The 17,606-nt window shown below is 38.9% G+C and carries 20 protein-coding genes; 16 read left to right on the top strand and 4 right to left on the bottom strand.

The window, feature by feature from the left end:
• Positions 1–132: 132 nt before the first annotated feature.
• From ABDZ53_RS06170 to ABDZ53_RS06160, 3 genes are all read right to left on the bottom strand, one after another.
• The gene (locus ABDZ53_RS06170) at positions 133–429 is read right to left on the bottom strand and encodes a HesB/YadR/YfhF family protein (RefSeq protein ID WP_343754750.1); all 297 of its coding nucleotides are present in this window, start codon (positions 427–429) and stop codon (positions 133–135) included.
• Between the two features lie 86 nt (positions 430–515).
• Positions 516–1,631 carry an NADH-dependent flavin oxidoreductase gene (locus tag ABDZ53_RS06165; RefSeq protein ID WP_343754748.1) on the bottom strand — a complete coding sequence of 372 codons (1,116 nt, stop codon included), beginning with the start codon at positions 1,629–1,631 and terminating at the stop codon, positions 516–518.
• 154 nt (positions 1,632–1,785) lie between these two features.
• Positions 1,786–2,526, bottom strand: a complete 741-nt coding sequence (locus ABDZ53_RS06160; RefSeq protein WP_343754746.1) for an SDR family NAD(P)-dependent oxidoreductase — start codon at positions 2,524–2,526, stop codon at positions 1,786–1,788.
• Positions 2,527–2,779: 253 nt separating this feature from the next.
• On the opposite strand from ABDZ53_RS06160, the gene ABDZ53_RS06155 reads away from it, so the two are divergent.
• The 11 genes from ABDZ53_RS06155 (at position 2,780) to ABDZ53_RS06105 (ending at position 13,904) form a co-directional block, all read left to right on the top strand.
• Positions 2,780–3,886, top strand: a complete 1,107-nt coding sequence (locus ABDZ53_RS06155) for an ABC transporter ATP-binding protein (RefSeq protein WP_343754744.1) — start codon at positions 2,780–2,782, stop codon at positions 3,884–3,886.
• A gap of 408 nt (positions 3,887–4,294) precedes the next feature.
• Positions 4,295–4,792 (top strand): dUTP diphosphatase, encoded by a 498-nt coding sequence (gene dut / locus ABDZ53_RS06150; protein ID WP_343754741.1) that lies wholly within the window; start codon positions 4,295–4,297, stop codon positions 4,790–4,792.
• 22 nt (positions 4,793–4,814) lie between these two features.
• Positions 4,815–6,185 carry a DNA repair protein RadA gene (gene radA / locus ABDZ53_RS06145; protein WP_343754739.1) on the top strand — a complete coding sequence of 457 codons (1,371 nt, stop codon included), beginning with the start codon at positions 4,815–4,817 and terminating at the stop codon, positions 6,183–6,185.
• Positions 6,186–6,299: 114 nt separating this feature from the next.
• Positions 6,300–7,415, top strand: coding sequence for a PIN/TRAM domain-containing protein (locus tag ABDZ53_RS06140; protein ID WP_343754737.1), 1,116 nt, complete (start codon positions 6,300–6,302; stop codon positions 7,413–7,415).
• Positions 7,408–8,112, top strand: a complete 705-nt coding sequence (ispD, locus tag ABDZ53_RS06135; protein WP_343754734.1) for a 2-C-methyl-D-erythritol 4-phosphate cytidylyltransferase — start codon at positions 7,408–7,410, stop codon at positions 8,110–8,112. Before ABDZ53_RS06140 ends, ispD begins: the two co-directional genes overlap by 8 nt.
• 90 nt (positions 8,113–8,202) lie before the next feature.
• Complete coding sequence (gene gltX / locus ABDZ53_RS06130; RefSeq protein WP_343754732.1) at positions 8,203–9,675, top strand: glutamate--tRNA ligase; 1,473 nt, start codon at positions 8,203–8,205, stop codon at positions 9,673–9,675.
• A 120-nt stretch (positions 9,676–9,795) separates the two neighbouring features.
• On the top strand, positions 9,796–11,214 hold the full coding sequence (gene cysS / locus ABDZ53_RS06125) for a cysteine--tRNA ligase (protein ID WP_343754730.1): 1,419 nt from the start codon (positions 9,796–9,798) through the stop codon (positions 11,212–11,214).
• Positions 11,207–11,608 (top strand): Mini-ribonuclease 3, encoded by a 402-nt coding sequence (locus ABDZ53_RS06120; protein ID WP_343754728.1) that lies wholly within the window; start codon positions 11,207–11,209, stop codon positions 11,606–11,608. The genes cysS and ABDZ53_RS06120 overlap by 8 nt, the downstream gene beginning before the upstream one ends.
• 14 nt (positions 11,609–11,622) lie before the next feature.
• Complete coding sequence (rlmB, locus tag ABDZ53_RS06115; protein ID WP_343754726.1) at positions 11,623–12,423, top strand: 23S rRNA (guanosine(2251)-2'-O)-methyltransferase RlmB; 801 nt, start codon at positions 11,623–11,625, stop codon at positions 12,421–12,423.
• A 49-nt stretch (positions 12,424–12,472) separates the two neighbouring features.
• Positions 12,473–13,018 (top strand): NYN domain-containing protein, encoded by a 546-nt coding sequence (locus ABDZ53_RS06110; protein ID WP_343754724.1) that lies wholly within the window; start codon positions 12,473–12,475, stop codon positions 13,016–13,018.
• 262 nt (positions 13,019–13,280) lie between these two features.
• Complete coding sequence (locus ABDZ53_RS06105) at positions 13,281–13,904, top strand: sigma-70 family RNA polymerase sigma factor (protein ID WP_343754722.1); 624 nt, start codon at positions 13,281–13,283, stop codon at positions 13,902–13,904.
• Between the two features lie 100 nt (positions 13,905–14,004).
• Here the strand turns inward: ABDZ53_RS06105 and ABDZ53_RS06100 are convergent, their stop codons facing one another.
• The gene (locus tag ABDZ53_RS06100) at positions 14,005–14,574 is read right to left on the bottom strand and encodes a Gx transporter family protein (RefSeq protein WP_343754720.1); all 570 of its coding nucleotides are present in this window, start codon (positions 14,572–14,574) and stop codon (positions 14,005–14,007) included.
• 173 nt (positions 14,575–14,747) lie between these two features.
• Between ABDZ53_RS06100 and ABDZ53_RS06095 the strand changes: the two genes are divergently transcribed.
• From ABDZ53_RS06095 to rplK, 5 genes are all read left to right on the top strand, one after another.
• Positions 14,748–15,803, top strand: a complete 1,056-nt coding sequence (locus tag ABDZ53_RS06095; RefSeq protein WP_343754718.1) for an FAD:protein FMN transferase — start codon at positions 14,748–14,750, stop codon at positions 15,801–15,803.
• A gap of 88 nt (positions 15,804–15,891) precedes the next feature.
• On the top strand, positions 15,892–16,041 hold the full coding sequence (gene rpmG / locus ABDZ53_RS06090; protein ID WP_343754716.1) for a 50S ribosomal protein L33: 150 nt from the start codon (positions 15,892–15,894) through the stop codon (positions 16,039–16,041).
• A gap of 39 nt (positions 16,042–16,080) precedes the next feature.
• A complete protein-coding gene (gene secE, locus ABDZ53_RS06085; protein ID WP_343754714.1) occupies positions 16,081–16,257 on the top strand; it encodes a preprotein translocase subunit SecE in 177 nt (58 codons plus the stop codon).
• Positions 16,258–16,402: 145 nt separating this feature from the next.
• Positions 16,403–16,948, top strand: a complete 546-nt coding sequence (gene nusG / locus ABDZ53_RS06080) for a transcription termination/antitermination protein NusG (protein WP_343754756.1) — start codon at positions 16,403–16,405, stop codon at positions 16,946–16,948.
• A 146-nt stretch (positions 16,949–17,094) separates the two neighbouring features.
• Positions 17,095–17,520 carry a 50S ribosomal protein L11 gene (gene rplK, locus ABDZ53_RS06075; RefSeq protein ID WP_343754713.1) on the top strand — a complete coding sequence of 142 codons (426 nt, stop codon included), beginning with the start codon at positions 17,095–17,097 and terminating at the stop codon, positions 17,518–17,520.
• The last annotated feature ends 86 nt before the right edge of the window (positions 17,521–17,606 follow it).

The raw sequence follows: 17,606 nt of genomic DNA, 5'->3' as shown, positions 1-17,606 counted from the left end.
AGCTCAGTTGGTAGAGCGCACGACTGTTAATCGTGTTGTCGCAGGTTCGAGCCCTGCTTGCGGAGTTTTTTTGTACGTAAATTTAAAATAAGCAAATTAAAAACGTTGAGGATAATTTTCCCCAACGTATTTTTAATTCTCATGAAAATGATAAATGGGTTCATCTCTTTCTTCATCATAATCTACTTCTAAGTCATATCCACTAAAGAACCAATCATCTTCCGTACCAGCAAAATAGGTGACTCCATTGATTTCAGTTTTCCCAATCACATCACTGTGAGGTTGTTCAGCATTCATGCCAACAGAAAAGCCTTCATGCACTTCTGTTTTTCCGTAAACTTTGCCAAAGAAACGAACAGCATCTCCTTTATCAAGAAGCATTTCTGATTCAAACCATTGAACTGCTTTATCGGTTATTGTAATATTCATTAATCATAATCCTTTCTCTATTGATTTCTCTTACTCTATTTTATCATGAATGAGCTATTAGTAACACTTCGTAAAAAAATAGCATCTTATTTCTCGATAGGGAACCAATTTCTAGACGCGGAAACCATCTGCCATAGAGGTTCAGGGATAGTATAAGTATACTTTTTAGATAGGGATAAAGAAGTATTGATAGTCTCTTCTTCGTCATTCTGTACTTTCTGAACCCATTTTGGATCAATGATCAGCTGCCGACCCAATGAAATTAAATCAGAGAATTTAAGAGCTTCTTCAGCATCCGATGGGTCCTTGATTGAGCCTACACTAATTAAAGGGACTCTATTATCTATATATGCACCAATTTCTTTAGGGATTTGCTTAGCGTATTCTCTAAAGCCTACTAGTGAGGGCTGGTAATAATAATTAACAGACATATGCAGGTAATCGATATTTTCATTTATTAAAGCATCTAATAGAATCAGAGTATCATCTAATCTTATACCCGGTTCTTCTATTTCTTCTGGAGAAAAACGATAGCCTAATAAAAAGGGTTTATCAGCGTATTCATTAATGATAGATTGGCAATGTTTCACTAATGCGATAGGAAATCTTAATCTGTTTTCTAAAGAGCCTCCCCATTTATCTTTTCGTTGATTCGAATGAGGAGAAAAGAATTGCTGAATAAGATACGTATTAGCTCCATGTAACTCGACTCCATCAAACCCCGCCTCAATAGCTCGTTTAACGGCTGCCCCAAACTGATGAATGAGAATATTGATGCCTCCATCCGTCAATTCTTTTGGCATCTCTGCCCACTTTCTTTCGGCACGAATGGGTGAGGGAGATACCGGTTGACGGTGGCCATTAAACTGTTTTTGACTCATTCTACCACCGTGATACAATTGAAGGATGGCTTTAGAACCTTGCAATTTGATGACTTGTGCTAATTTTCGGAGACCATCGATGTGACTATCTTTAGCAGCACTCATGCCGTTGGGAAAAGCTTGTCCTTCAGAAGCTATATAAGCACAAGCAGTAATGACAGCGCCAGGACCGCTAGAGCGAACTAAATAATAAATTAACTCCTCTTCTGATACCTCTCCTTCAGGGGAGCTGGAACTGGTGGTCATTGGAGCCATCAGTACACGATTTCTTAAAGTCAGTCCGTTATTAAATTGATAGGGTTCTAAAAATGAATAGGTCATTATCTTCTCTCCATATAAATAACATTTAGTAACTCTCAATAAGGTCTTCTTATTATTTTAAAGAGAATAAAAAGGTAAGTCAATCAAGTTGGCGAACAGAAAACAGTCTTTAAGTCAGTAAGACTTAAAGACTGTTTTCTTTACTGTATTATCTTTACTGTGAAGTATATCCACCATCAACTGGAATAGTAATACCGGTTAAAAATTCATTTTCTGCAATAAAGACTACTGTATGGGCGATTTCTTCAGGTACACCTAATCTTCCTATCGGGTGCTTATCTACTAGATGATCATAGTATTCACCCAATGCTTCTTTGTTGACCATACCCGATTCTACATATCCAGGAGCTACTGCTGCACATCGGATATTATCCTTAGCATACTGAAGGGCAGTAGACTTAGTCATTAAAACGACAGCGCCTTTTGAAGCGTTATAAGCATAAGCTGTAGGCTCACCTACGAGGCCCAAAATGGATGCGCAATTGATGATGACCCCACCACCCGTTTTTTTCATTTCTTTAACGGCATATTTTGATCCGAAGAAAACACCGTCCTGATTGATGCGAATGACCTTCTGATACTCCTCATATGTGAGCTCATGCATTTCTCCCTGTGCACCAATACCAGCATTATTAAAAAGAATATCGACAGAGCCAAAATGTTCAGCAGTCTGTTCAATCAATGCTTTTACTTCTTCTTCTTTGGAGACATCCGCTTTAATGAAGATAACGTCTCCTTTGTCTTTCAACCGCTCTGCCTGCTTTCGTCCTTCCTCTTCATTAAAGTCACTTAAAACAACTTTCGACCCTTTATTTAAAAAGGATTCCACAGTCGCTAGTCCTATACCTGAAGCCCCACCTGTGATTATCGCTACTCTATCCTTTAATTGAAACATACGATCACTCCTTCACATATTTGTTCAGTTATATTATACATTGTAAACGCTTAATAATCAAGGTGGAAAAGATCATATTATAGAAGTTTAATCTTCTTAGTAATTGTGCACAAAAAATTCCCTGTATATTTGTGCACGTTTCCATAGAATGCAAAAAGCGTTTACAATATAATGAGATTTGTAAACAACTTAATGTATTGGTTCTGTCAAGACTAGGAATCATAAAATTCAAAATAAGAAAGGTGACTTTACAATGGTAGAAATTGCATTGAAAAACATTTATAAACGTTACGATAACGTGGACGATTTTGCGGTATCAGACTTCGATATGAGAGTAAAAGACCGTGAGTTTATCGTTTTCGTTGGACCATCTGGTTGTGGGAAATCTACAACTCTACGTATGATTGCTGGATTAGAAGAAATTACAGACGGAGAACTTTGGATCGGCGACACAATGATGAACGACGTTGCTCCTAAAGACCGTGATATTGCGATGGTTTTCCAGAACTACGCTCTATACCCACATATGACTGTATTTGATAACATGGCTTTCGGATTAAAACTACGTAAATACAAAAAAGCTGAAATTAAAGAGCGTGTTGAAAATGCTGCTGGTATCTTAGGCTTAACTGAGTTGCTTGATCGTAAACCAGCTGCTTTATCTGGTGGACAACGTCAGCGTGTAGCTTTAGGACGTGCGATTGTTCGTGATGCTAAAGTATTCTTAATGGATGAGCCTCTATCAAACTTAGATGCTAAATTACGTGTAGCGATGCGTGCGGAAATTGCAAAATTACACCAACGCTTAAATACAACATCTATTTACGTTACACACGACCAAACAGAAGCGATGACAATGGCTGACCGTATCGTTATCTTGAAAGACGGATTTATCCAACAGATTGGTACACCAAAAGAAGTGTACGACACACCAGTGAACATTTTCGTTGGAGGATTCATTGGATCACCAGCTATGAACTTCTTTGATGTTACTTTAAACGGAAACAAGATTACTAACGGTGATGGACTAGAAATTGAAGTTCCTCAAGGAAAATTAAATACATTACATGAACATGGATTCAAAGATGGAGCTAAATTAGTATTTGGTATTCGTCCTGAAGACATTAAGAGTGAACAAGTTGCATTAGATGCTTCACCTAATACAATTGTTACTTCTAAAGTAACGGTTTCTGAGTTACTAGGATCAGAAACAATGCTTTACTCTCAAGTCGGAGATTTAGAGTTTATTGCTCGAGTTGATGCACGTGACTTCCACCAACCAGGTGAAACAATCGATCTTGCATTTGACATGGGTAAATCACACTTCTTCGATCCTGAAACAACTGAAGTAATCCGTTAATCTGAGATTACATTTGTTGTAATAAAATAGCCCCCTTTTTTCCTCTCTGATATACACTGTATATTCAGAGAGGTTTTTTATTTTTAATCTTATTACCCTCTATAAATATTCACTATACCCTCACTATTTTGTATTAAAATAATAATACTGCCTCCTTTAATATTTTTAAACATACCGAGTCATCAGAGTGAAGAAACGCTACAAAATTGTTTTCATCAATGAGACCAATTATTAAAGCCAAAGAAAATGATACCCTTATACAATCCTTTTAGAACAGCTTTTCTTTAGGGAATATGATATGGCAGGTTTAAGTTAAAGCTGATTTAGTGTAAAATAGAAGTATTAATAGAGTCAATGAGAAAGGGGAACAATGACTGCTTCATTTTTTGAAAGGAAGCAGATTTTATTATGAATAAAACTAGAGGATTTGAAATTGTTTCAAAGTATAAAGGGCAATCCATCTCTTTACCCAAGAGAGCAACGAAAGGTTCAGCAGGCTATGATTTAACAGCAGCCGTTGATATTGTGATTCCATCCATTTTTAAAGCGATGCAAAGTGAGACCTTGTCTGAAGACCATCCCATGCGTTCCACGTTAGTTCCTACAGGAGTTAAAGCCTATATGCCGGACAATGAATACTTACTTTTGGCTAATCGGTCTAGCAACCCTATGAAGAAACAGTTAGCTGTTCCAAATGGGATCGGCGTAATCGATTCAGATTATTATGGAAATGAGAGCAATGAAGGCGAGATTTTTGTCCAGTTAATAAATTATGGTTTAGATGATGTTCATATTAAAAAAGGAGAGCGCATTGCTCAAGGTATTTTCTCAAAATACGAAGTCATAGATCAGGAATCAGATGAGTTTTCTGTACGTACGGGAGGATTCGGTTCCTCTGGAAGATAAACAAAATTAAGGGGTTAGTGTATTGGCAAAAAAGAAAGCAACCGTGTTTGTCTGTCAAAATTGTGGATATGAATCGCCTAGGTATTTAGGCAAGTGCCCAAGCTGTGGAGCATGGAATCAAATGGTAGAAGAAAGACTGCCTGAGAAGTCAGATAGCCGAAACAGAATAACGATGTCTGGTAAGGCATCTAAAGCAGAAGCTATAACAGATATTACAATTGAAAAAGAAGAGCGTGTCCTTACTAAATTAGGCGAATTTAACCGCGTATTAGGGGGAGGGGTCGTTCCTGGTTCACTCGTTTTAATCGGTGGAGATCCGGGTATTGGAAAATCAACGCTACTTCTTCAAGTGTCTGCTCAGTTGAATCAGGGTGGCGGTAAAGTATTGTATGTTTCAGGTGAAGAAAGTGCGTCTCAAATTAAGATGAGAGCAGAGAGACTGGAGCTTAGAGGAACAGATTTCTACATTTATGCAGAAACAGAACTAACAGCTATCCAAGACACCATAGAACAACTCAAACCAGATTTCGTCATCATAGACTCTATTCAAACCATGCATCATTCGGATATCGATAGTGCTGCGGGGAGTGTGTCGCAAGTAAGAGAATCGACGGCTTCTTTAATGAAAATTGCTAAGATGAATGACATTGCTATTTTTATAGTGGGTCACGTAACAAAAGAAGGAGCGATTGCGGGTCCAAGGATGTTGGAGCATATGGTGGATACGGTGCTGTATTTCGAAGGTGAGCGACACCATACGTTTAGAATTTTAAGAGCAGTAAAGAATCGTTTTGGTTCGACCAATGAGATTGGCGTCTTTGAGATGAGAAACGGTGGACTGGAAGAAGTATTGAATCCTTCTCAACTGTTTTTAGAAGAGCGCTTGTCCGGAGCAACAGGGTCAGCCATTGTTGCGGCTGTTGAAGGCACACGCCCCATCTTAGTAGAGATACAATCCCTCATTACTCCGACGGTTTTTGGCAATGCCAGACGCACGGCAAGTGGATTAGATCACTCTAGAGTGTCATTAATCATGGCCGTTTTAGAAAAACGAGCAGGCTTGCTCTTGCAAAATCAAGATGCATACTTGAAAGCCGCAGGTGGAGTAAGGTTAGACGAACCTGCTATAGACTTATCTATTGCCATCAGTATCGCTTCCAGCTACAAAGAAAAGCAGACGAAAGCGACAGACTGTTTCATTGGAGAGATTGGATTAACTGGTGAAATTAGGCGCGTATCAAAAATTGAGCAGCGAGTGAATGAAGCGGCTAAATTGGGATTCAAACGATTAATTATTCCAAAGAACAATATGGATGGGTGGACATTCCCTAAGAATATACAAATCATCGGGTGCACCACCTTATCAGAAGCAATTAAAACCGCATTTTCTTAAACTATTGCTATACTAAAAGAAGAAAGAGAAGGGGATGGGAAACGGACGCTTCTCGTTCTTCTATTAGAGTGAGACTTACAAAACCTATCAGAAAAGGAGAAATGGAGGGATTGAATGGTGTCAAAACTAATACTATTAACATTTATGCTTGTCGGGGGCAGTTTAGGATATAATTTTCTTCCTGAGCTCTTAGGCTACTGGGAAAGTGCGCCTCGATGGATATTGCATCCCATTATGGGGTTAATAGTGGGTGTGATTATTTTTTATATCATTGGGTTACAAATGGTTCGACCAATCGAAAAAGGATTCTCGAAAATCGAAAAAACCTTTAGTGAATTAAGTATGCCTTATCTCATGTTCGGAAGCATCGGTGCGATTATTGGACTTATTCTTGCTTGGTTAGTTAATTTATCATTAATTGCTCTGGATATGATTATAATAAGTGACGTGGTTCCCATTATACTGACTATTGCTGCTGCGTATATTGGCTTTGATCTGACTTCGATGAGAAGAGAAGAGATCAGACGCTTATTTTCACCGAAAACGAACAAATCGGAAAATGAAGAGGTGCTGGAAAGAAAAGAAGGCGAAACGTTTCGCAAGTATAAAATACTGGACACCAGTGCCATCATAGACGGACGCATTCTTGAAGTCGTTCAAACGGGATTTTTAGAGGGGATACTGGTTGTCTCCCATTATGTTCTGAAAGAGTTGCAGTATATCGCTGATTCATCAGACAGTTTGAAACGTGTGCGAGGAAGGCGAGGTTTAGATATACTCAACGCCTTACAGAAAGAAGAGAGAATTACTCTGGAGATAGATGACCGTGAGTATCCAGATACAGAAGAAGTCGACTTGAAATTAGTTCAATTAACGAAAGATATGGATGGTATGATCGTCACGAACGATTACAATTTAAATAAAATCGCTGAGTTTCAAAATATACCTGTACTGAATATCAATGAATTGACTAATGCTGTTAAACCCGTTGTGATTCCTGGAGAAGAAATGAAAGTAATGATTGTAAAAAACGGAACGGAAAGAAGTCAAGGCGTGGCCTACCTGGAAGATGGGACGATGATTGTTGTGGAAGAAGGAAAATACCACATCAACGAAACAGTCGATGTGATTGTTACGAGCTCCCTGCAGACGAATGCCGGACGAATGATTTTCGCTAAGCTGTCTAACAATCAAAAGTCTATAAATAACGGGGAAGGTTCAAATGAGTGAAAATTATGAGGCTGTTTTACTCGCAGCTGGCTCTTCCAAACGTTTAAATGGAGGAGAAGGGCAAAATAAGATTCTTAAAACACTGAATAATCGACCGGTTTTTGATTATTCCCTCCGATTGTTCTTAGAAGATGACCACTGTCTGACTATATGGTTTGTAGTCAATGAACAAGAAAAAGAAACCTTAATAGCGGCTTTACTTACTGTTTATTCTACCATTCCTCATAAGATTCAGTGGGTATATGGAGGAGAAGAACGCCAAGACAGTGTGAAAAACGCCTTGGATGCGATGGAAAATCAAGACAATCGTGTTCTTATACATGATGCGGCTCGCCCTTTTATCACCCCTGACCTCATTGCTTCTTTAATGGATGCAGTAAAGGAAACTGAGGCCGTCACACTGGCTATTCCAGCGACGGATTCAATGAAAATGGTTAAAGACACTTATGTATCAGCTTCTCTTTATAGACCCCATGTCTGGCATATTCAAACACCTCAGGTCTTTTCAAAAAAAGTGATTCAAGAGGCGATGAATAAAGCTGTCTCAGAGAATTTTTATGGGAATGAAGAAGGAGAACTAGCAGAACGGTTGGGCTATAAGGTAAAGGTTGTAGAAGGAACCAGAGAGAATATGAAAATAACGACACCCTTTGATTATGAAGTGGCTCAAGTGATAGCTAAAAAATGGTTTAATTAATATAAACGTCTATTCAAGCTGTAACGAGTGGCAGAAAGACAATTAAAATGGTAAGTTAAGACTATTGTAAAATTAAAAGGAGAGTTCATTATGGCAGAAAAAGTTCGTGTACGTTATGCACCGAGTCCAACTGGACATTTACACATTGGGAATGCACGTACAGCCCTTTTCAATTATTTATTTGCACGCCACAATAATGGCGATTTTATTATTCGAATTGAGGATACTGATAAAAAAAGACACGTAGAAACAGGAGAACAAAGTCAATTAGATAATCTAAAGTGGCTAGGTATAGACTGGGATGAGAGTGCTGATATAGGGGGGCCTTATGGGCCATACCGTCAATCAGAAAGAAAAGACATCTATGATCCATTGATTGACCAACTTCTGGCTAGTAATCATGCATACAAATGCTACTGTACAACAGAAGAATTAGAAGCGGAACGTGAAGCACAGAGAGCTCGAGGAGAGATGCCTCATTATAGCGGAAAGTGTGCCCATTTAAGCGCCTCTGAACAGAAAGAAAAAGAAGAGCAAGGAATTACTCCAGTCATCCGTATTCGTGTACCTAAAGGTGAAACCTATACGTTTGATGATATGGTAAAAGGAACGATTACTTTTGAAGCCGAATCAGTAGGGGGAGACTGGGTCATACGTAAACGAGACGGGATGCCTACCTACAACTTTGCGGTAACGGTGGATGACCATTATATGGACATTACTCATGTGCTTCGAGGGGATGATCACATTGCGAATACCCCTAAACAAATGATGGTGTATGAAGCCTTTGGTTGGGAGCCCCCTGTATTTGGTCATATGACGTTAATTATTAACGCAGAAACAGGTAAAAAACTAAGTAAGCGAGACGAAACGATTCTTCAGTTTATTGAACAGTATAGAGATCTGGGCTATCTGCCAGAAGCGTTATTCAACTTTATTACGCTGCTTGGCTGGTCACCTGTCGGCGAAGAAGAAATCTTTTCGAAGAAAGAATTTGTGGACATGTTTGATTATAAGCGACTGGGCACTTCCCCGGCTGCATTCGATTCTAAAAAATTGGAATGGATCAGCAATCAGTACATGAAAGAAATGGATGTGAATGAGTTGACTTTAAAAGCACTCCCTCATTTAGTCCAAGCGGGTTATGTGGAAGAAAATCCAAGTCCTGAAAAAGGAGAATGGATTAAAAAGATAGTCGCTTTATACCAGGATCAAATGAGCTATGCGGCTGAACTGCCTCAATTAGCTACATTATTCTTTGAAGATTCAATCGAATGGACAGAAGAAGCAAAAGACATTCTAAAAGGCGAGACTGTTCCGACAGTTATCGAAGCTTTTGAAAAACAACTCCAAGAGATTGACTTATTTGAAGCCAGTGTGATTAAAAAAGCGGTCAAAGCTGTTCAGAAAGAGACAGGTGTCAAAGGGAAAAATCTCTTTATGCCTATTCGCGTGGCTACAACGGGACAACAACATGGTCCGCAGTTAAATGATGCGATTGAATTATTAGGCAAAGAGAAAGCCTTGCGTAATATCTCAAAAGCAAAAGAATGGATAAATTAAACGAACGTATGAATGCAAGATAAGAAAGCTGTCAAGCCATACAACCGGGACTTTCTTAAAGTGGTTGTATGGCTTTTGCTTACTGTTTCTTGACTACAGCATTGGGAGGGAGAGTCGTTTATGATTCAAGTGTATAATACATTAACAAGACAAAAAGAAAAATTTGAACCTTTAGAAGAAGGCAAGGTAAAAATGTACGTCTGTGGACCCACTGTCTACAACTATATTCATATAGGAAATGCTAGAAGTACTGTCGCGTTTGATACAGTCCGCCGGTATCTGTCCTATAGAGGATTTGACGTACATTATGTATCTAACTTTACAGACGTGGATGATAAAATCATTAAAGCAGCTAATGAATTGGGCCAGACGGCTCCAGAAGTGGCAGACCGGTTTATTCAAGCTTTTTACGAGGATACAGAAGCCTTGGATGTCCAGCCAGCTGATCATGCGCCGCGTGTGATGGATAATATTCCGGACATTATAGCCTTTGTTGAAGCACTGATTGAAAAGGGCTTTGCTTATGAAGTAAATGGAGATGTCTATTATCGGGCAAGAAAGTTTGAAGGATACGGCAAACTTAGCCGCGTATCCCTTGACGAGTTAGAGTTAGGCGCCAGCAACCGAACAGGTGAAGAAGCTGAAAAGAAAGAAGACCCTATTGACTTTGCTTTATGGAAAGCAGCTAAAGAAGGAGAAATCAGCTGGGATTCTCCATGGGGGAAAGGACGGCCCGGTTGGCATATTGAATGTTCTGTTATGGCTACAAAGTATTTGGGAGAGACGATTGATATTCACGCTGGTGGACAAGATTTAACCTTTCCTCACCATGAAAATGAAATAGCCCAGACGGAAGCTAAAACAGATGTCCCTTTTGCAAAGTATTGGATGCATAATGGCTTTGTCACAATGAATGATGAAAAAATGAGTAAATCTATTGGTAATGTCGTGTTAGTGAAAGACTTGAGAGAACAGCATGACCCCAAAGTGCTACGATTCTTCATGGCTACTGCACACTATAGACGGCCCATTAATTATTCTACAGCTGCTTTAGAAGAAGCTCGGACGAATTTAAATCGTATACAAACGGCTTATTTCAATGCCGCTCACCGATTAGGGCAAGGAAATGTTCCACACGAGTCGGCAGAGGAAACCTTAGCGGATTTAAAGGCCTTTGAAGAAGCCTTTATTAAGCAAATGGATGATGATTTTCAGGCTCAAAATGGGATAACAGTCATTTATGACTTAGTGCGTTATATAAACAGATATGTAGAAAGTGAGTCTGTTACACAAGAAGGCTTAGAAAGAAGCCTTTCACTGTTAAAAGACTTGATGGCCGTTTTCGGCATTGACTTAACGTTAGACAATGATTTGTTAGACGAAGAAATTGATGCCCTGATTCAAGAAAGAGAAGAAGCGCGTAAAGAGAAGAACTTTGCCCGTGCGGATGAAATTAGAGATCAATTACGTGAGGAAAACATCCTTCTAGAAGACACACCTCAAGGGATTAGATGGAGACGAGGCTCGGCGAATGAGTAACAGTCAGCATCCCCGTTTATTAAATGGCCTGGCGCTAGCTTATATGGGGGACGCCGTATATGAATTAGCCATTAGAGAGCATCTTATATCTAAAGGACAAACCAAACCTCATATGCTGCATAGGTTGGCAACTGAGTATGTCTCAGCTAAAGGACAAGCTTACTTGAGCGATAAATTTCAAGAGCAGGATAAATTAACCGATGAAGAATGGGATTACTTTAAGAGAGGGCGTAATGCAAAGAGTCACTCAAAAGCTAAGAATGCCGACACTCAAACCTACAGTCAGTCGACAGGCTTCGAAGCTTTAATGGGCTATTTGTATTTAACCGATCAGCATGAACGCCTAAATGAATTAATCATATGGTGTATAGACAGAATAGAAGAAAAACAGTGAAAGGAGCATGAGGGATGTCAAGAAAACCATCTAAAAGAAATAGAAAGCCTGATAAAAAGGCCGCACAACAGGATGTGACCGATGAAGAAATGGTTATTGGACGCAATCCGGTTTTAGAAACATTGAAATCTGATCGCGATGCCAATAAGTTATTTATCCAAGACGGTTTAGCTGGCAACAAGATAGCAGGTATTTTAGACGAAGCGAAAAGACGAAAAGTTCAGTTATCTTTTGTACCTAAGACAAAATTAGATACATTATCTGATGGGGGGAACCATCAAGGGGTTATTTTAGCAACGAGCCCGGTCAATTATGCGTCTATTGATGAGTTATTTGAAAAAGCAGAAGAGAAAAAGGAAGAACCCTTTTTTATAATACTGGACGGAATTGAAGATCCGCATAATCTCGGCTCTATATTACGGACAGCAGATGCGAGTGGCGCTCACGGTGTCATTATTCCTAAACGAAGAGCCGTAGGGCTGACTTCTACTGTAGCAAAGGCGTCTGCAGGAGCGATTGAACATGTATTAGTTGCCCGTGTCACTAATTTATCCCAGACGATAGATGAACTGAAAGACAGAGGCTTATGGATTTTTGGAACAGATATGAAAGGGAAAGACTACAGACAGTGGGATGTTTCTTCACCCATCGGTTTAGTTATTGGCAATGAAGGGAAAGGCATATCTCGATTAGTGAAAGAGAAAGTGGATGAAACACTCTCTATTCCAATGGTCGGCAATGTCCAAAGTTTAAATGCTGGAGTAGCTACAGGTCTATTAATGTATGAAGTGTACCGTAAAAGGCATTCTTTGTAGATAATTGATTGAAATAGATGGATGAGTTAAGGATGAAAGGGGGGATTTCGTGAAAAAAGAAATACTATATGTAGACGGGTATAACATGATAGGTGCCTGGCCAGAGCTAGTGAGGCTAAAAAATCAGGATAAAATGGCTGATGCCAGAGATTTATTGTTGCATGAGCTGAGTAACTACGCTAAATATGAAGGCATTCAAATCAAATTAGTCTTTGATGCTCAGCTTGTTCCTGGTGTTCAGCATCGGTATGATAAGTTCCAAGTCGAGGTTATCTTCACGAGTGAAGGAGAAACAGCAGACAGTTACATCGAACGGTCTGTAGGAGAAGAAAATCTGCTGATATCGAATGTCCAGGTTGCGACGTCCGATTTAGCTGAACAATGGATCATCTTTCAAAAAGGGGCTACCAGAAAATCAGCTAATGAATTATTTAAAGACATCAAACGGACGAAGAAGAACATCGCTATCGATGCCACCATCTACCGGATGCAAAATAATAGACGAAACTCCCCCTTGACTGATGAACATAAAAAGCAGCTGGAAGACTTGTATTATCAAATGATAAAAAAATCCTATAATGATAAGGATGTTTAATGTTTAAGAGCTCACTCTCAAGTGGCTCTTTTTATTTTACTCATTTTCATGTATATGAAAACAGATGGAATTAGTGTAGAATTCAATAATTAAGATAAATAAGTCATGTTTGTGACGATTCTATGAGAAATTACTCACGAAATAGAATAATGAAGTGACTTTGCATTTGCAAAAGAAGTATAATTATTTAAACGCTTACATTGGATGCCGAAATAACCTTAACTGTTCTGATATCATGAATAAAAAAGAGGGATGAGAAGGGGTGTTGATTGTTTCAAATTCAGATAAAAATAATAATAAAAAAGTCTACAAAGATATTAGTGATCCAATAACAGATGCATTAGTTTTAAAAATACAATCCGGTGAAACGGATCTTTATCCTCTTTTAATGGACAGGTGTAAAAGTCTTCTCACACGTTCAACTTATCGGTGTTTTATTAAAGGGTATGATCGAGAAGACCTCTATCAAGAAGCGAGTTTAGTATTGATACTGTCAGTTAAACGATTTGTATTAAATAAGGGAATGAGCTTCAATCAATATGTCAGCTTATGTTTAGATAATCACTTCAATCGTTTAATGCGGATGAATAATACGATTAAACGAAAATCAGATAGAGAATCACTCTCACTCGACTCTATAATAGAAGAGACAGGTTACCATTTGATAGGCAAATCAGATAACATAGATCCGTCGTCTGTTCCTATAATGAAAGAAACATTGGAAGAGTTCTTCACAGATCTTTCTCCTTTTGAAAGAAAAGTGTATGAGTACCAATATTTAGGCTATAGTTATGATCAAATTGCTGAAATGATTCCCTGTGACAGAGAGCAGGCGATGAGTGCAAGACACCGGTGCACAGACAAGTTTAAAAGACACTTCTGGTAATCTACATAAGAAAAGAACAATGACTGAATTTATATGTAAGGGCAATCCATGTAAAGTAAAAAAAGCCTTGTTCAAGGCTTTTTTGTTTTTCATTATTCAATTAACTCACACTTTTAAAAGCATTCTTAGTGTGCTTGGTGCTTTTTTTCTCTAAGTCATTACGGAATTTCTGTATGGTTGAGACATGTTCAATTAAAAAGTTAGCGGCAATGCCAATCGCTATTCCACTTAGAATACCCATCGAGGATAACACGGGGAGATATAATAAAACAGTCCATGTCTGGGCTATGGTACTAGCTACAATGAGCTGTCCTAAGTTGTGTAATATGCCTCCAGCTGCACTTATCCCAATAATACTCACTTTCTTCCCGCCTACAAACTTGACTATAAGCATACCAAAGTAACTAAGTAGTGCCCCTGCTGTACTGTACAAGAAGGTGGACAAGGTTCCGCCAAGTAATGTAGTCATTAATAAACGCATCCACACCAATTTAAAACTGTCCTTTAAAGGTAAGGTATAAATGGCTACTATGATTATTAAGTTAGCCACTCCTAATTTTGCTCCCGGCGCAAAAGCAAAGGGGAACGGAATACTGCGTTCAACCAAACCTAATATCACGGCTTGAGCTGATAACAGGGAGATGTATATCATTTTTTGTGTGCGATTCATCTTTCATCATCATTTCTCTTTATAATAGTCATACCTATTATCTCATAAATAGGAAAGTGATACTATTAACAAATTCGTAACATTTATCACTCAACTACTTTGTGAAAACATAGACAGAATAGCACTTTTGCTGTAAGATGTACAGAGAAAATGAATTGGAAGGAAAATGATGTATGAAACATCCACTTAAAAAAGCCCTTGTCTTTTTACTCCCACTAATCGCCCTTACTTTAGTCGCATGTGAAGAAGAAGACCCAAGAGGACTGGCTGAACAGCCTTATGAACGAACAGAGTTTTTATTAGGAACCGTTGCAAATATAAAGGTATATAATGAAGGAAAAGAACCAGCGATGGACAAAGCCTTCGAAAGAGTAGCTGATTTAGATGAGCGTTTTGCTATGCAGAACCCCGATTCAGAAATCTCAGAAGTGAATCGTCAGGCAGGTATTTCTCCAGTCGAAGTAACAGACGAAGTGTTTTATGTCATGGAAAAAGCCCTCGCATACGCCGAAGAATCGAATGGCAGTTTTGACCCGACAATCGGTGTGGTCACTAGTTTATGGAATATCGGTCAAGAGAATGCAGCTGTGCCTGAGCAAGAGGAGTTAGACGCGGCCCTTGAATTAGTTGACTACAATTTAATTGAATTAGATGAAGAAAACCAGACCATCTTTCTACAGGAAGAAGGCATGATTCTGGATTTAGGAGCCATTGCAAAAGGATATATCACGGATGAAGCAGCACGGGTGCTAGTTGAAGAAGGCGTCAACACAGCTATTGTTGACTTAGGTGGAGACATTGTGGTCGTCGGAAACAGTACGCGAGGAGTAGACCAGCCGTGGAACGTCGGTATTCAAAACCCGTACGGTGGAAGAGGAGAGATATTGGGATTAGTTCCTATATCTGATAAAGCCATTGTGACATCGGGTATTTATGAACGCACATTTGAGGAAGACGGCGAGCACTACCATCATTTAATGGATACAGAAACGGGTTTCCCGATTATCAATAACATTTCCGGTCTGAGTATTATAGCAGACAATGCAACCGATGCAGATGCGCTTGCCAATATTGCTTTCTCTTTAGGAGTAGAAGATGGACTGGATTACATTAATAATCTGGATGGAGTAGATGTGATTTATATCACGAATGATTCCAAAGTATATGCTTCAGATAATATTGTAGAGGACGTTAACATCAGTGATGATGACTTTGAAAAAGTAGACTAAATGAGTTTGACACAGAATACCTTAGGTGGTAAAGTTAACAGGATAATAGGCTTATTGTGAGTTAAACGCTAGAAGCGAGGAAAATGAAGTGAAAAAGAAATTAGCACTGGCTTGTACAGAGTGTGGTTCAAGAAACTATTCAAAAGAAGTAGGAACCAAAATTCGTACAGAACGCCTTGAGATAAAGAAATATTGTCGCTATTGTAAAAAACATACCTTACACAGAGAAACGAAATAAACTGAATCAAGCACAGAAAAGGAAGGAGCGATTATCAGGATGAGTAAAGTAAAAACATTTTTTGGAGAAGTCAAACATGAATTAAAAGAAACAACATGGCCAACTAAAAAGGATATGAGAAAGAATACATTGACAGTCTTTGGGGTCATGGCCTTTTTTGGAGCCTTCTTCTGGGCTTCAGACTCATTTATCCAATTTTTATTGAATATAATTTGACAAAGCTAAAATTAAGTAGAAAATATAAAAACAGCATGCTATACTACACACAAGAACCGATGAAAAACCTTCTCTTTTGCACAAGCAAAGAAGGTTTTTTTAGTATGAAAAAGACTATTAAATAAAGGAGTTCATTATGAGCGAAATAGAAAGTTCAAAAGCCTGGTATGTGTTACACACTTATTCTGGTTATGAAAACAAAGTCAAACAGAACTTGGAGTCGCGAGCGGCCAGTATGAAAATGGAAGATAATATTCTTCAGGTCCTGATACCGGAACAAGAAACAGTTGAAGAAAAAGACGGTAAAACGAAAACAGCTATGCAAAAAACGTTCCCTGGTTATGTATTAGTTGAAATGATCATGTCAGATGAAGCGTGGTATATCGTACGTAACACACCTGGGGTAACCGGGTTCGTTGGCTCACACGGTGCAGGAAGTAAACCTTCTCCTTTATTACCAGAAGAAGTTGACCAAATCTTACGTAGCATGGGAATTAACCCTCGTAAAGTGGATATGAATGTAGAAGTAGGCGAAGTCATCAAAATCGTCGGAGGAGCCTTTGCTGGTATGGAAGGTACTGTAACCGAACTGGAAAGAGAAAAAGGCAAAATTAAAGCATCGGTTGAAATGTTCGGAAGAGAAACCAATGCCGAACTTGATTATAATCAAATATCTAAAATAAACGAATAAAACACTTGCGCTTTTAAGTGCATAGGTGTATAATGTGTCAGTGCGTCAATTGGGTCTGTTGATTCGATTGATTAGCAAAGTAAGTGGGAGAGGAAATTTATATCCTCATTTAACCACTCACGGACAAAATCAAGGAGGTATGTCTCGTGGTAAAAAAAGTTGTTAACGTCGTGAAACTGCAAATTCCTGCAGGGAAAGCTAACCCAGCTCCTCCAGTAGGACCTGCGTTAGGACAAGCTCAAGTAAACATTATGGGATTCTGTAAAGAATTCAACGCTCGTACTGCAGATCAAGCAGGGATGATTATTCCTGTTGTTATTTCAGTTTACGAAGATCGTTCATTTACATTCATCACTAAAACTCCACCTGCAGCAGTATTGTTGAAAAAAGCAGCTGGTGTAGATTCAGGTTCTGGTGAGCCAAACACTAAAAAAGTGGCTACTGTAACAAGCGATCAAGTAAGAGAAATTGCTGAAACAAAAATGGAAGACCTAAACGCTGCTAACGTTGAGTCAGCTATGCGTATGGTTGAAGGTACAGCTCGAAGCATGGGATTCACTATCGAAGGATAATGAACCAGATTCCCTATGCTTGCTGCCTCCGCAACCAAGAAAAAGAAAGCCATTCTTTTTCAAGATAACCGAAGGATAGGTATCTT

Source organism: Alkalibacterium iburiense, from assembly GCF_039521845.1.
GTDB classification, from domain to species: Bacteria; Bacillota; Bacilli; order Lactobacillales; family Carnobacteriaceae_A; genus Alkalibacterium; species Alkalibacterium iburiense.
Note: the sequence above shows the minus strand (reverse complement) of the source record. Positions and strands in the feature narration are given on the sequence as shown.